The organism is Pandoraea oxalativorans (assembly GCF_000972785.3).
GTDB lineage: Bacteria > Pseudomonadota > Gammaproteobacteria > Burkholderiales > Burkholderiaceae > Pandoraea > Pandoraea oxalativorans.
This window is the reverse complement of sequence record NZ_CP011253.3, coordinates 4714142-4727944: the sequence shown is the minus strand read 5'-3', so window position 1 is coordinate 4727944 and position 13803 is coordinate 4714142. Positions and strand designations below refer to the sequence as shown.

Genomic DNA, 13803 nt, shown 5'->3' with positions numbered 1-13803 from the left:
TGAATGCAGCTTAGAGACGCACGCGGTATATTGGAAATGAATTCCTGATATGGCAGGTATAACGATGGTTAATTTGCGACGTCTCGATCTGAATCTGCTCGTCACGCTCGACGTACTGCTGGCCGAGCTGAACGTCACACGTGCGGCCGAGCGGTTGCACATCTCCCAGCCAGCGGTGAGCGTGCATCTCGCGAAGCTGCGCGAGGTGCTGGAAGACCCGTTGCTGCTGCCGGGTCCGCGCGGCATGCGACCGACTGCGCGGGCGCAGGCGCTGCGCGAACCTTTGCGCGAAGCGCTCGAATCGCTCACGCGGGCTGTTGCCCCGGCAGCACCGTTCGAACCGGCGAATGCCGATGTGACGTGGCGCATCGCCGCGACCGACTACACCGAATCGACGATTGTCCTGCCGCTCATGCAACGCCTGCGCACGCAAGCCCCGAAGACGCGGCTGGCGGTCTACGATCTGGTCCCTTCACGGCTGTCGCGTCAGGCTGAGCAGGGCAACATCGATGTTGCCTTTCATACGACGGAGAACGCGCCGGATGGCTTGCACCGCAAGGCGCTCTTCACCGAGCGTTACGTGCTGGCGGGACGGCGGGGGCATCCGAAGCTCAAGCGTCGCCCGACACTCAAGCAGTTCTGCGCCCTCGATCACAGCATCGTTTCGCAGGACGGCGGCGGCTTTCACGCCGCCACCGACGACGCGCTTGCCGCAATGGGCCTGTCGCGACGTGTCGTTTTCTCCGTGCCGCATTTCCTGTTCCTGCGCGCGGCACTCGCGAGCACCGATCTCGTCGCGATGGCCCCGGAGCGTCTCGTGCGCGACGACCCTGCGTTGCAAATCATGGTCCCGCCGCTCGGTCTGCCCGGCTTCGAGATTTCGATGTACTGGCATGAGCGCGTGCACCGCGACCCGGCCCATCGCTGGCTGCGGGAAACCCTTGCCAGCGTGGTGTGACGATTCAGCGACCAGGCGTCAGCGTGCGTCGCTCGTAGTCCCGCGATCCCATCTCCGCGAGACGGCTGATCGTGCGCGACAGATCGCGCCAGTCGCTTAGCGCATCGAGGGCGGGAATGAGCGGGGCGTCGGAGGCGATCAGCAGCGTTCGCTGACGGTCGTAGCAAATGTCGACGAGCCAGACAAAGCGTTGCAGCGTGTCCGGGCGGCGCAACTGCTCCACGCGCAGTTCGTCGACGATCAGCGCTTGCCACTGCTCGGCCAGACCGAGGTAGTCCAGATGCGAGCGATGGGCCACGCACAGCGCCTCGAAGTCGGCCCACACCACGCGCTCGCCTGCGCTGCGCACCGCCAGGGCGCGACCGGCCACCGTGACGTCCGACGGGGCATTTGCCGGGCGGCCCTCCAGCACTTCGTAACACGCGGGCAGGACCTCATGCGCGGCTGCCAGCGGCGCAAGCCAGCGTGGCATCGACGCCGCATCACCCCCCATCCGGTAGTCGGTCGCGCCGTCGAAATGCACGATGGCGAAGCGCTGAAGAATCACGGCGATGGTCGGCTCGAAACGCTCGTGAAATTCAGGGTCGGGCAACAAGTGGGCGGGTGCGTAGTTCGATGTCAGCACCAGTCGCACGCCGCGCGCGAGCGCGATGTCGAGAAAGCGTCCGATGAGGAAGGCGTCGGCAATGTCGTGGACGTGGAATTCGTCGAAACACAGCAGTTCGACGCCATCGAGCCAGCGGTTGGCGACCGCTGCGAGCCGGTCGTCGCACTTTGGCTCGCGCACGAGCCGACGGTGCATGTCGCGCAGGAATTCGTGAAAGTGCACCCGGCGCTTCTCGCCTTCGGCCACCGCGAAGGCGGCATCCACGACCAGGCTTTTGCCGCGTCCGGGCAGGCCGTAGCAATACACGCCGTCATGCGTCGTCGTCCCACGCGGTGCGCCGGGGGGCGAGAGGCTTGCGAGCAGGGCGATGGCGTCGCGTTGACGACGGTCGGGGGCGATGTGGCGCTCGGCCAGCGCTTGCGTGATACGCGCGGCGTCGATCATGGACGCAGGACTTCGGAAGGCAAAGGCCGATGCATGGGGATCATGCGCTCGGCCGACGAGCGCCACTATACCGGCGCGCTGCATGGCAGGCCAATACGGAATTTCGTGCGCCGCCATCGCATTTCGGCATCGCGGCGGCGGTCTTCTGCGGCCTGCGATTGCTGCTAGAATTGCCGCACGGCCGATGCTGCCTGCCGCTCGCACCCGATCCGGGGCCGGTGAAAGCATCGCAGGCATCGCATGTCCGTCCCGTTCTGCGGGCGACGCGCATCAGCAACGCGAGCACTGATCGACTGCGTCGCCATTGAACGCTATCAAGGATGGCTAACATGCGAACCTTTCTCGACGCCAAAATCATGGCCAGGTCCCTGCGCGAACGTCTCGCACGCGAGGGCATCGACATCTCCCACGCACAGGCACTGGAATCCGTCGCTGCACAGTTCGGCTTTGCTAACTGGAACGTGCTTGCCGCCAAAGTGGCCGCTGCAGCGGTCGGCGACGGTATCGTGTTCGACACCGTCGCCCCGATTCACCGGATCTTCGACGAAGCGAAAGCGCGCGAATTCTACGTCGACTTCCTCGGTTTCAAGATCGATTGGGAGCATCGCTTTGCCGACGGACTGCCGCTGTACTGTCAGGTCTCGCGCGCAGGCATGACATTGCACCTGTCCGGCCACTTCGGCGATGCCAGCCCGGGGGCGACGACGTTCGTCTTCATGCGCGGCGTCGAAGCCTATCAGCGCGACTTGTCGGGCAAGCGCTATCCGAATATGAATCCCGGTATCGAAGCACTCGACTGGGGTAAGCAGATGACGGTGACGGATCCGTTCAATAACCGCATTCGCTTCTGCGAATCGAACGACTGACAAAGGAAGGCCGGTATGACCCAAGATTTCGATCCCGCGCGCTATTTCCGGCGCATCGGCTATACCGGCCCCCGCGAAGCCACGCTCGACGTGTTGCGCACGGTGCATTCGCTGCATCCGCTCGCGATTCCCTTCGAGAACATCGATCCGATGCGCGGCAAAGCGGTGAACGTGGATCTGCCATCGGTCGTCGCCAAGCTGGTCGACGGCGAACGCGGTGGCTACTGCTTCGAGCAGAATGCGCTGTTTGCGAGTGCGCTCAAGTATCTCGGGTTCGACGTCACGCCGCTGATCGGACGCGTTTGCTGGGGCCGCACCTTCGAAGCGGAAGCACCGCTCACGCATATGCTGCTGCGCATCGAACTCGACGGCGAATCGTGGCTGGCGGACGTGGGCTTCGGCTCGGTCACGCTGACGGCGCCGTTGCGTCTGAACGCGTCGGGCGAGCAGGCCACGCCGCTCGAAATTTTCAGTCTGACGCCGGTGCCGACGGGCGACGGTCACACCGTCGGCGAATATCGTCTGAGCGTGAAATCGGCGCAGACATGGCTGCCGACGTATCGCTTCGCGCCGCGCCCCGCCGAGTGGATCGATTACAAGCTCGGGAACTGGTACACCTCGAGCGCACCGGACTCGATCTTTACGAATCACCTGATGGCGTGCCGCGTGTTGCCGCAGGGGCGTCTCGCGTTGCTCGATACCAAGCTTGTCGAGCGCGGCCCGAAGGGCGACGTGATCGCCGAGACGAAGATCGATTCGGCCTTGCATCTGGTCGACGTGCTGGGCGGGCGCTTCGGCCTCAATCTGGCCGACGTCGATACCGACGAGTTGTTCGCGCGAGCGCTCGCGGGTGCTGCCAAAGCGGTTGTGCGCTGAGCCACGGAAGCCCAAAGTAAAAGAGCCTTGCAAACCGTCCGTCTGCAAGGCTCTTCTTTCATGCCTCCTTCAAAAGGCGCGCATCAATGTGCCGACGTCGTGCCCGGCCACATCCGCACGGCCAGTGCGCCGAGCGCGGACAGCGTGGCGAGCGATGCGACGCCCGTCCAGCCCCAATGCGCCAGTGCCTGCGAGCCAAGCACCGAACCGAGCGACATGCCGATGAACACGCAGACGAACAGCACGGCGTTCAGACGGCTGCGGGCAGCGGGTTCGATCCCGTACACGATGGTCTGATGCGAGATCAGGGCGACCTGTACGCCGAGGTCGAAGCCGATCGCACCGAGACCGATCAGCCACAACTGGGCATGCGGGCTCAGCAGCGGCGCGAACAGCATCGCCGCGAAGGACACGGCCACCAGACCTGCGCCCAGACGCGTCACGATCTGCGGGCCCTTCTTGTCGGCAATGCGACCGGCAATCGGCGCACCGAGCGCACCGGCAGCACCCGCCAGCCCGAATGCACCGGCAGCGGCTGCACCCAGATGGAACGGCGCTTCGTGCAACATCACGGCCAGCGTCGACCAGAACGCGCTGAAGCCGACCGAGAGCAAGGCCTGTGCGAAGGCCGCCCGGCGCAGCGCCGGGTGGCGACGCCACAGACTCGCGACCGAGCCGATCAGTTGACGATAGGACATCTGCGTCGTCGGATGGAACGACGGCAGACTGCGCCATGCCACCACCCCGAAGGCCGCCACGCTGATCGCTGCAACCACATACATCGCCCGCCATCCGAAATTCTGCGCGACGAAGCCCGACACGACGCGTGAGAGCAAAATCCCGAGCAGCAGGCCGGTCATGACGGTGCCGACGACGCGTCCCCGGATCGATTCGGGGGCGAGGGTGGCCGCCGCTGGCACAATGTCCTGCGCCATCGTCGCCGTCAGGCCGATGGCAAGGCTCGCGACGAGCAAGGTGCCGATACCCGGTGCAAACGCCGCCAGCAATAACGCCAGCGTCAGAATCGCACCTTTGACGAGCACGATGCGGCGGCGGTCGATGATGTCGCCCATCGGCACGAGGAGCAGAATCCCAAGGGCATATCCGAGTTGGGTGAGCGTCGGCACCCAGCCCACGGTCGTGTTGGCCGCGTGGATGTCGTCGGTCATGATGCCGAGCATCGGTTGCGCGTAGTACAGCGAGGCGACGGTCAGGCCCGTGCCCGTTGCCAGCAACAGAATCAGTCGTGCGGACAATTCCGGCTGTGGGCGGGGGGCGGCACGACTCGCGTCGGGGGCATTCGAAATCTGAGCGGAACTCATTACGTAAGGCTCCAGTAGGAAGGTACGGGGCGTAGTGTCTCGCTTGGTGCGGTGCAGCGGTAGACCTATAATCCGTACAACCTTTATACGTGTGACGTATGACAGAGCCTCTCGATCCCTCGTCTTCCACTGCACCGTCGGCGCTGCGTCCCGGCGGCGCAGACCGCGTCGAACTGATGCAGACCTTCGTGCGCATCGTCGAATCCGGCAGTCTGTCGGCGGCCGCGGCGCAGCTCGGCACCACGCAGCCGACGGTTAGCCGACGGTTGCAAATGCTCGAACGCTCGCTGGGCCTGCGACTGCTTCAGCGCTCGACCCATCGCATGAAGCTCACCGAAGACGGCGAACGTTGTTTCGCGCGTGCCAAGGAACTGGTGACCAGTTGGGAGGCGTTCGAGGCCGACCTGCGCGGCACCGGCGCCGAGCCGGAGGGGACGCTGCGCGTGTTGGTGCCGCACGCATTCGGGCAGGACATGATGATCGGGCCGCTGGCGGACTTTCTGGATCGCTATACCGGCATGAAGGTGCACTGGTTCTTGCAGGATCGCGAGCCGGACTTCATTGCGGAAGGCATCGATTGCGCGATCCACGTGGGCGAATTGCAAGACCCGTCGAACGTCGCCATTCTGCTCACCGACGTGCCGCGCATCGTCGTGGCGTCGCCCGAATTGCTCAGGGGACGTCCGATGCCCGAGCATCCGTCGGAACTGACGGCGTTTGCGTGGCTCGCGCTCACCACGTTCTACCGGACCGACATCACGCTCACGCACCGCGAGACGCATGAGAGCGAGCGCATCACATTCGACCCGCGCATGAGTACGGACAACCTGTTCGCGTTGCGCAGTGCCGCATTGCGCTGTCTGGGGGTGGGGGTGGCGTCGGCCTGGGTGATGGCCGAAGACATTGCGCAGGGCCGCTTGATCCAACTCGTGCCGAAATGGCGCTCGACGCCGCTGCCGATGTATCTCTTGTACCCGTACGCGAAGTATTACCCCGCGCGCCTGCGGCGTTTCGTCGAAGCGATGCGCATCGCGATTCCTACCGTGATCGAGGAAGAGCAGCGCAAGATTCGCTAAGCGCGCGGCGTCAGGTCAGCAGTAGTTGTCCGGCCTTGCCTTGCAACAGGGCGTCGTTGCGCTGGGCGGCGTCGCGCAAGTAATCCCACAGCACCGTAATGCGTTTGAGCGTGCGCAGTTCTTCGTGGCAGTAGATCCAGAAGCTGCGCGCGACGACCACGTCGTCGACCAGCAGCGGCACGAGTCGCGGATCTTGCGCCGCCATGAAGCACGGCAAAACCGCCAGCGCTTCGCCCTGCAACGCCGCCTGATACTGCGCGATGACGCTGGTACTTCGCAGCACGACGTTGCACCCGGGCACGATGTCTTCCAGATAGCGCAATTCGTTGCTGAACGCGAGTTCGTCCACATAGCTGATGAAGCGGCGCCCGGTCAGGTCGGCGAACGTCGATACGTCGCCGTACTGCGCGAGATAGCCGGGCGTGGCGTACAACTGCAATCGGTAGTCGCACAGCTTGCTGCACACGTACGGTCCCAGTTGCGGACGCTCGATAGTGATCGCCAGATCGGCTTCGCGCTGGGACAGGCTGACGAAGCGCGGCACCGGCAGGACGTCGAAGTCGATGGCGGGATATTCGCGCTGAAAGCGTGAGAGCACGGGCGTGACGAAGTACGTGCCGAACGCTTCCGTCGACCCGATGCGCACATGACCCGAGAGCGTTTGCCCCAGGCCCGCAACCTGCTCGCAGGCCGATTGCAGCGCCGTCTCCATTTGCTCGGCATGCACGAGCAGTTGCTGACCCTCGGGCGTGAGCGCAAAGCCGGCGTTGCGCGACTTGTCGAAGAGCAGCGTGCCGAGCGCCTGCTCCAGCGCACGCACCCGTCGCGACACCGTCGTGTGGTCCACGCCGAGCCGTTGCGCCGCCGCGCCCACGCGCTGCGTGCGCGCCACTTCCAGAAAGTACCGAAGGTCGTCCCAGTCCGGACGCGGTTCCGCACCCGACGCCCCGGCTATGCCGGATGTTCGTGCCGCTCTCGTCGCGCCGCTGTGCGCCATACCCCCGCTCCTATGTGAAGTCGCTATGTGCATTTATGCACAAAGTAGATGCAGATTTTCGCTATGCAAAGCAAATTCGCACAAATACAATTTATGAGCGCCACGCATAGACGTCGGCGACGAAAGCATAAAAGACCTGAAGGAGACAAAAGCGATGAAGATCAAGCCGTGGCTGCTCGCGCTGGGACTCGGTGCGGGCTTGGGATTGTCGTCAGCCGGAACGTTTGCGCAGTTGCCGGACCGCCCCGTCAAGGTGGGCGTGCTCACCGATATGTCGGGTACGTATTCGGCGATGGGCGGGGCGGGGTCGGTCGTGGCTGCACAAATGGCCATCGACGACTGTCTGGCCGCCGAATGTAAAGGGATGAAGGTCGAACTGGTGTCGGCCGACAACCAGAACAAAGCGGACGTCGCCGCCAACAAGGCGCGCGAATGGTTCGATCGCGACAACGTCGACGCGATTGCCGATCTGACGAACTCGGCGGCGGCGCTCGCTGTGCAAAAGCTCGCGATGGACAAGCAGCGTGTCGTGCTGTTCTCCGGGCCTGCCACCACGCGCCTGACCAACGAAGACTGTTCGCCCACGGGCTTTCACTGGATGTTCGATACGTACTCGCAGTCGGCCGCCACCGCCCGCGCCGTGGTCGGCGACGGCGGTAAGTCGTGGTACTTCATCACCGTCGACTACGCCTTCGGGCACTCGCTGGAAAAAGACGCTGCCGATATCGTGAAGACGCTCGGCGGCACAGTCGTGGGCCAGTCGCGGCACCCGCTCAATGCGTCCGATTACGCGTCGTTTCTGTTACAGGCGCAAAGCTCGAAGGCGCAGGTCGTGGCGCTCGCCAACGGCGGGCAGGACACCGTCAATGTGCTCAAGCAGGCGCGCGAATTCGGCATCGTGCAGCGGGGGCAAAAGCTCGCTGCACTGCTGGTGTTTCTGTCGGACGTGCACGCCCTCGGCCTGAATACGGCACAAGGGCTGCTGTTCACCGATGGCTTCTATTGGGACTTCGACGACGCTTCACGCACGTGGTCCGACCGCTTCCAGAAGAAGTACAAGAATCTGAAGCCGACGATGGTGCAGGCCGGGGTGTATTCGAGCGTGCTGCATTACCTGCGCTCGGTCGCGGCGGCAAAGAGTGTGGATGCGAAGGTCGTTGCGCAAAAGATGCGTGAATTGCCGATCCGCGATCCGATCATGCACAACGCGTCGATTCGTCCGGACGGTCGCGTGATTCACGACATGTATCTGTTCCGCGTGAAGTCGCCCGCCGAGTCCAAAGGCCCGTGGGATTACTACACTAAAGTGGCCACCGTCCCCGCGACGGAAGCCTTCCAGCCGCTGTCGAAATCGACCTGTTCGCTCGTGAAGACGAACACGGCAGCGAAGTAACCGACATCGGGCCGTCGCCCGACGGCCTTCAACCCTTACCCGAATCCCTGCATTCGTTTCGATCTGGAGAGCGTGTCATGTCCCTACCCACCATTCCCCTGCTCATCGATGGCAAGCGTGTCGAATCGAAGACGTCCCAGTGGCGCGACGTCGTGAACCCGGCCACGCAGGAAGTCGTCGCGCGCGTGCCGTTCGCGACGACCGAAGAACTCGATGCGGCCGTGGCTTCCGCCAAGGCGGCCTACAAGGGCTGGCGCAACACATCGCAGGCCAATCGCATGCGCGTAATGCTGCGCTTCCAGCAACTCCTGCGCGATCACACGAGCGAACTCGCCGAACTGATTACGCGCGAACACGGCAAGACGCTGCCCGACGCCGAAGGCGAAGTCGGACGCGGTCTCGAAGTCGTGGAGCACGCTTGCTCGATTGCGTCGCTGCAACTCGGCGAGTATGCGCAGAACGCGGCCGGTGGCGTCGACGTCTACACGCTCATCGAACCGCTGGGTGTGTGCGCGGGCATTACCGCGTTCAACTTCCCGGTGATGCTGCCGTGCTTCATGTTCCCGCTGGCCGTCGCCACGGGGAATACGTTCGTGCTGAAGCCTTCGGAGCAAGACCCGAGCGCGTCGCTGCGCCTCGCGGAACTCGCACTCGAAGCCGGTCTGCCGCCGGGGGTGCTCAACGTCGTGCATGGGGGGCCGGACATCGCGAACGCGATCTGCGATCACCCGGATATCAAGGCCGTGTCGTTCATCGGCTCGACGCATGTCGGCACGCACATCTATCGTCGCGCGTCGGAAGCAGGCAAGCGTTGTCAGGCGATGATGGGGGCGAAGAATCACTGCGTGATCCTGCCGGACGCGGATCGCGAGCAGGCCATCAACCATCTGCTCGGCGCCGCCTTTGGCGCGGCAGGGCAGCGCTGCATGGCGACGTCGGTCGCGGTGCTTGTGGGCGAAGCCCGCGAGTGGGTGCCGGAACTGGTCGAGCGCGCCCGTGCGCTCAGGGTCGGGCCGGGCACGGATCGCAAGGCGGACGTTGGGCCGCTCGTCTCGAAGCAGGCGCGCGCGCGCGTGGAGAAGCTGATCGGCGCAGGCGCGGAAGAGGGGGCAAAGCTGCTGCTCGACGGGCGCGGTCACTCGGTCAAGGAAGCACCGGACGGCAACTTCGTCGGTCCGACCATCTTCGACGGTGTGACGGCCGAGATGTCGATCTATCGCGAGGAAATCTTCGGGCCGGTGCTGTGCATGGCCGGGGTCGAGACGCTCGACGAAGCCATTGCCTTCGTCAACGCGAACCCGAACGGTAACGGCGTAGCGCTGTTCACGCAGGACGGCGGCGCGGCGCGTCAGTTCCAGAATGAGATCGATGTGGGGCAGGTCGGCATCAACCTGCCGATCCCGGTGCCGGTCGCATGGTTCAGCTTTACCGGTTCGCGTGCGTCGAAGCTCGGCGATCTCGGCCCGAACGGCAAGCAGGCCATTTTGTTCTGGACACAGACGAAGACCGTCACCGCACGTTGGCAGGCGCGCGGCACCGGCCCGTCGGGTGTGAACACCACGATCACGCTGAAGTAACGCGCCTTTTCCACGGATTTCGGAGACAGACGATGGCTACGGAAACTCAACAAGGGACGCTGCGCGTGGCGTTCATCGGCCTGGGCAATATGGGCGGTCCGATGGCGGCGAATCTGGTGAAGGCCGGACACGCGGTGCGCGGCTTCGACCTGTCTGGCGCGGCGGTGGAGCGTCTCGCAGCCGCGGGCGGCAGCGCGGCGACGTCGATTGCCGAAGCGGTGCGCGACGCGCAGGTCGTCATCACGATGTTGCCTGCGGGCGAGCACGTGCTCGCGGCGTACGACGGCCCCGAAGGCGTGCTCGCGAATGCCGCACCGGACGCCGTGCTGATCGACAGCAGCACGGTGCCGCCGGAGATTCCCCGTCAACTGGCCAGGCTTGCGCGCCCCGGCACGTTGCTGCTCGACGCCCCGGTTTCGGGCGGCACGGCAGGTGCGGCGGGGGGCACGCTGACGTTCATGGTCGGCGGCGATGCGGCGCTCGTCGAGCGCATGCGGCCGCTGCTGGGCAACATGGGGCGCGCAATTCACCACGGCGGCCCGCTCGGCGCGGGGCAGACGCTCAAGCTGTGCAACAACATGTTGCTGGGCATCTTGATGGCGGGCACGAGCGAGGCGCTCCGCCTGGGCATTGCGAACGGCCTCGACCCGAAGGTGCTCTCTGCGGTGATGCAGCAAAGCTCCGGGCGCAACTGGACGCTGGAAGTCTATAACCCCTGCCCGGGCGTGATGGACAATGCGGCGTCCTCGCGCGGGTACACCGGCGGCTTCGCGACCGACCTGATGGCGAAGGATTTGCGTCTCGCCCATGGTGCGGCCGAGTCGAGCGACGTGGCGACGCCGCTGGGCGATCTCGCGCGCCGCATCTTCGAGGTGCATCGCGCCAATGGTCATGGCGGGCTCGATTTTTCGAGCATCTTCCAGGACCCGGTCACGCTGGCGCAGGCGCTGGAGGTGAAGTAACGCGCTGTGTCGAGCGGTGCAAGGCGAATGGCAAGCACAGCGAACGCCCGTCGGCCTTCCGGCTGACGGGCGTTCGCCATTGCGACGATTTGACGCGCCTGACCCACGGCACGAGGTTCGGAGATTTCAATGACGCCAATATCGGCGTATCATCCGGCCGCAACGGCTACCCCCACAGCCGGTTCCTCAGTGCTTGCGAGCGCCATTCCTCATCATGATCGTCCGTCCCAATCTGCATTGGCTGCGCATGCTGTTCGTCGTGCGCGGCTCGATCTTGCCCAAGATCGCCCCGCAGCTCATTTTCACCACGATCATTTCGATTGTCGTCACGCTGGCGCACGGGCGCATCTTCGAATGGAAGATCCCGCTCACGTTCATCCCGTTCTCGCTGATCGGCATTACGCTCGCGATCTTTCTCGGCTTTCGTAACACCACCAGCTACGCGCGCTATTGGGAAGCCCGCGTGCTCTGGGGCAGTGTGCTCAACGAGACGCGGGCGCTGTCCCGCCAATCGATGACGCTCGTCTCGGACACCTCCGATTCGCCGCGCTTCGTCGCTTATCTCATCGCCTTCGTGCACGGTATGCGCCACCAGTTGCGTGGCACGGACCCGCGCGCCGACTTCGAGCGTCTGCTCGATCACGAAGACGTGGCGTGCCTCACACGCAAGCAGTTCAAGCCGATCACCCTTTTGCTGATGGCGGGCGAGTGGCTGCGCGAGCGTCGCATGCTTGGGCAGATCGAAGCGCCGCTGGCACAGGCGATGGAGATGCATCTGGACCGTCTCGGCGAAGCCATCGGCGGCTGCGAACGCATTGCCACCACGCCGATTCCGTTCACCTACGGCGTGATCCTGCACCGCGTGACGTATCTCTACAGCCTGCTGCTGCCGTTCGGGCTGGTCGACTCGATCGGGCCGATGACGCCGGTCATCGTCGCCTTCATCTCGTACACGTTCTTTGCGCTCGAAGCGGTGAGCGCCGAGATCGAGGAGCCGTTCGGTCTGGAAGCGAACGATCTGGCGCTCGACGCCATGTCCGAGACCATCGAGCAATCGCTGCGGGAAATCCTGCATCGCCAGCACACGGCGCAAGTGCGGGCGCGCGACCACCACATCATCACCTGAACCGTCTGAGTCTTCGGCGGCGCCCCGGCCGCCGACGTCTTTTCCGAAAAATCTAATACTAAAGTCCTTGCTTTAGTATTTAACGCAGCTATACTCAAGCACATGCTTGACCATGACAACACCCTCGATCTGACTTTTCAGGCACTGGCCGACGCCTCTCGCCGAGCGATGCTCGTGCGGCTGGCGCAGGGGCCGGCGTCGGTGAGCGCGCTGGCGCAACCCTTGTCGATGTCGTTGCAGGCGGTCATGCAGCACCTTTCCGTGCTGGAGAGTGCGGGGCTGGTGCGAACGGAAAAGGCGGGACGTGTGCGCACGTGCCGGATCGAACCTCAGGCGCTGAGCCTTGCAGAGCGATGGATCAACCAGCGCCGTCACGAGTGGGAGGGCCATCTCGACCGATTGGGCGAGTATCTGGCCAGCCTGCCGCCCGAAGGAGACCTTCATGACGACAGCAAGTGAAGCAAAAGCGAGCGCGCAAGCGCGTCCGCTCACCGTTGGCCGCACGTACGCCGTGGCGCGTGACGTGGTGTTTCGCGCATGGACCTCGACCGACGCCGTCAAGCGTTGGTTCTGTCCGACCGGTTACACGGTGCCCGAAGCGCAGATCGACGCTCACGCGGGCGGCGCTTTCGACCTGCGCATGCAGTCGCCCGAAGGCGAATCGCACTGGATTCGTGGGCGTTTCATCGAAGTCGATGCACCGAAGCGTCTGGTCATCGACATGAAAGTGACCGACGAGAAGGGACACGCCTTGTTCAGCGCCCTCACTACGGCGAGCTTTACCGACGTGGCGCAAGGCACGCAGCTCGATGTCGAGCAGCGCTATACGGTGCACGATCCCGCATTCGCGTGGATGCCGGAAGGCGCAGGGCAGGGGTGGACGCAAACGCTCGACAAGCTGGGACGCGAAGTCATGAAGGAAGCCGAAGCGCCGACGCAGCGTAGCGTCGTGCATTCGACGTTTCGTCTCGAACGCCAATACCCGGCATCGCCTGCCCGTGTGTTCCGCGCACTGGCGGAGCGCGAGGCGAAGGACCGCTGGTTTGCGCGCAGCGAAGGTCTGACGCTGATCGAGCGATCGATGGATGTTCGTCCGGGTGGCCGTGAAACGGCGAAGGCTCGGTGGACGAGCGGCATGGTGTCGACTTTCGATGCGCTCTACTACGACGTGGTCCCCGACACGCGTCTGGTCTACGTGTACGAAATGCATCTGGATACGCGCAAGATTTCGGTCTCGCTCGCGACCATCGACATCAAGGCGCGCGATGGCGGTACCCATCTCGTCATGACCGAGCAAGGCGCATTTCTGGACGGTTACGACGACGCAGGATCCCGTGAGCGCGGCACCAATTTGCTGCTCGACGCCCTCGGCGCGTCGCTCACGGACTAAGCCTTCGTCTCTAGCTTTCTCACCGCGTGCGATGCCGCTGCTCGCCGGGTCTTACCGGACGCAGCGGCATTTCCATTTCCCGAATGCCCCGAAGTGGTGCATTTATTCCCATCAAAAGACGCAATAGTTCCTCGACAAATATCGCGTTTTTCATTGTGAGAGCGAGTTCTAGACTTCCTTCCATCGACGGCGCAATTCAAAACAAAGTC

Annotated in this window: 13 protein-coding genes; 10 read left to right on the top strand and 3 right to left on the bottom strand. The window is 64.1% G+C overall.

The features are described 5' to 3' along the window. Positions 1-64: 64 nt before the first annotated feature. Complete coding sequence (locus tag MB84_RS20815) at positions 65-958, top strand: LysR family transcriptional regulator (protein WP_065225812.1); 894 nt, start codon at positions 65-67, stop codon at positions 956-958. A 4-nt stretch (positions 959-962) separates the two neighbouring features. Here MB84_RS20815 and zapE read toward each other — a convergent pair whose 3' ends face one another. Further along, positions 963-2009 carry a cell division protein ZapE gene (gene zapE / locus MB84_RS20810; RefSeq protein ID WP_046289730.1) on the bottom strand — a complete coding sequence of 349 codons (1047 nt, stop codon included), beginning with the start codon at positions 2007-2009 and terminating at the stop codon, positions 963-965. 329 nt (positions 2010-2338) lie between these two features. Here zapE and MB84_RS20800 point away from each other — a divergent pair, with 329 nt between their 5' ends. Continuing rightward, complete coding sequence (locus MB84_RS20800; protein WP_046293092.1) at positions 2339-2875, top strand: glyoxalase superfamily protein; 537 nt, start codon at positions 2339-2341, stop codon at positions 2873-2875. Positions 2876-2890: 15 nt separating this feature from the next. Beyond that, complete coding sequence (locus MB84_RS20795) at positions 2891-3751, top strand: arylamine N-acetyltransferase family protein (protein WP_046289728.1); 861 nt, start codon at positions 2891-2893, stop codon at positions 3749-3751. Between the two features lie 83 nt (positions 3752-3834). On the opposite strand, the gene MB84_RS20790 is transcribed toward MB84_RS20795, so the two are convergent. After that, the gene (locus MB84_RS20790) at positions 3835-5073 is read right to left on the bottom strand and encodes an MFS transporter (protein WP_046289727.1); all 1239 of its coding nucleotides are present in this window, start codon (positions 5071-5073) and stop codon (positions 3835-3837) included. A 98-nt stretch (positions 5074-5171) separates the two neighbouring features. On the opposite strand from MB84_RS20790, the gene MB84_RS20785 reads away from it, so the two are divergent. Further along, positions 5172-6149: a LysR family transcriptional regulator gene (locus MB84_RS20785; RefSeq protein ID WP_046289726.1), complete on the top strand. Its 978-nt coding sequence runs from the start codon at positions 5172-5174 to the stop codon at positions 6147-6149. 10 nt (positions 6150-6159) lie between these two features. Here MB84_RS20785 and MB84_RS20780 read toward each other — a convergent pair whose 3' ends face one another. Then, positions 6160-7146 carry a LysR family transcriptional regulator gene (locus MB84_RS20780; RefSeq protein ID WP_245725425.1) on the bottom strand — a complete coding sequence of 329 codons (987 nt, stop codon included), beginning with the start codon at positions 7144-7146 and terminating at the stop codon, positions 6160-6162. A gap of 154 nt (positions 7147-7300) precedes the next feature. Between MB84_RS20780 and MB84_RS20775 the strand changes: the two genes are divergently transcribed. The 6 genes from MB84_RS20775 to MB84_RS20750 all read left to right on the top strand — a co-directional run bounded on the left by MB84_RS20775 (position 7301) and on the right by MB84_RS20750 (position 13594). Continuing rightward, positions 7301-8539, top strand: a complete 1239-nt coding sequence (locus tag MB84_RS20775) for an ABC transporter substrate-binding protein (RefSeq protein ID WP_039393011.1) — start codon at positions 7301-7303, stop codon at positions 8537-8539. Positions 8540-8616: 77 nt separating this feature from the next. Then, complete coding sequence (locus tag MB84_RS20770; RefSeq protein WP_046289725.1) at positions 8617-10116, top strand: CoA-acylating methylmalonate-semialdehyde dehydrogenase; 1500 nt, start codon at positions 8617-8619, stop codon at positions 10114-10116. 32 nt (positions 10117-10148) lie between these two features. Next, positions 10149-11078 (top strand): 3-hydroxyisobutyrate dehydrogenase, encoded by a 930-nt coding sequence (gene mmsB, locus MB84_RS20765; RefSeq protein ID WP_046289724.1) that lies wholly within the window; start codon positions 10149-10151, stop codon positions 11076-11078. A gap of 214 nt (positions 11079-11292) precedes the next feature. Then, positions 11293-12204: a bestrophin family protein gene (locus MB84_RS20760; protein ID WP_046289723.1), complete on the top strand. Its 912-nt coding sequence runs from the start codon at positions 11293-11295 to the stop codon at positions 12202-12204. A gap of 102 nt (positions 12205-12306) precedes the next feature. Further along, complete coding sequence (locus tag MB84_RS20755) at positions 12307-12663, top strand: ArsR/SmtB family transcription factor (RefSeq protein WP_039401336.1); 357 nt, start codon at positions 12307-12309, stop codon at positions 12661-12663. After that, positions 12647-13594, top strand: a complete 948-nt coding sequence (locus MB84_RS20750) for an SRPBCC family protein (RefSeq protein ID WP_046289722.1) — start codon at positions 12647-12649, stop codon at positions 13592-13594. The genes MB84_RS20755 and MB84_RS20750 overlap by 17 nt, the downstream gene beginning before the upstream one ends. Positions 13595-13803: the final 209 nt, after the last annotated feature.

Bases quoted from the DNA above. Each gene is read 5' to 3' on its own strand.
- MB84_RS20815 (WP_065225812.1), top strand. From the start codon at position 65: ATGGTTAATTTGCGACGTCTCGATCTGAATCTGCTCGTCACGCTCGAC.
- MB84_RS20750 (WP_046289722.1), top strand. From the start codon at position 12,647: ATGACGACAGCAAGTGAAGCAAAAGCGAGCGCGCAAGCGCGTCCGCTC.
- MB84_RS20795 (WP_046289728.1), top strand. From the start codon at position 2,891: ATGACCCAAGATTTCGATCCCGCGCGCTATTTCCGGCGCATCGGCTAT.
- zapE (WP_046289730.1), bottom strand. From the start codon at position 2,009: ATGATCGACGCCGCGCGTATCACGCAAGCGCTGGCCGAGCGCCACATC.
- MB84_RS20785 (WP_046289726.1), top strand. From the start codon at position 5,172: ATGACAGAGCCTCTCGATCCCTCGTCTTCCACTGCACCGTCGGCGCTG.
- MB84_RS20755 (WP_039401336.1), top strand. From the start codon at position 12,307: ATGCTTGACCATGACAACACCCTCGATCTGACTTTTCAGGCACTGGCC.
- MB84_RS20790 (WP_046289727.1), bottom strand. From the start codon at position 5,073: ATGAGTTCCGCTCAGATTTCGAATGCCCCCGACGCGAGTCGTGCCGCC.
- MB84_RS20770 (WP_046289725.1), top strand. From the start codon at position 8,617: ATGTCCCTACCCACCATTCCCCTGCTCATCGATGGCAAGCGTGTCGAA.
- MB84_RS20780 (WP_245725425.1), bottom strand. From the start codon at position 7,146: ATGGCGCACAGCGGCGCGACGAGAGCGGCACGAACATCCGGCATAGCC.
- MB84_RS20800 (WP_046293092.1), top strand. From the start codon at position 2,339: ATGCGAACCTTTCTCGACGCCAAAATCATGGCCAGGTCCCTGCGCGAA.
- MB84_RS20760 (WP_046289723.1), top strand. From the start codon at position 11,293: ATGATCGTCCGTCCCAATCTGCATTGGCTGCGCATGCTGTTCGTCGTG.
- mmsB (WP_046289724.1), top strand. From the start codon at position 10,149: ATGGCTACGGAAACTCAACAAGGGACGCTGCGCGTGGCGTTCATCGGC.
- MB84_RS20775 (WP_039393011.1), top strand. From the start codon at position 7,301: ATGAAGATCAAGCCGTGGCTGCTCGCGCTGGGACTCGGTGCGGGCTTG.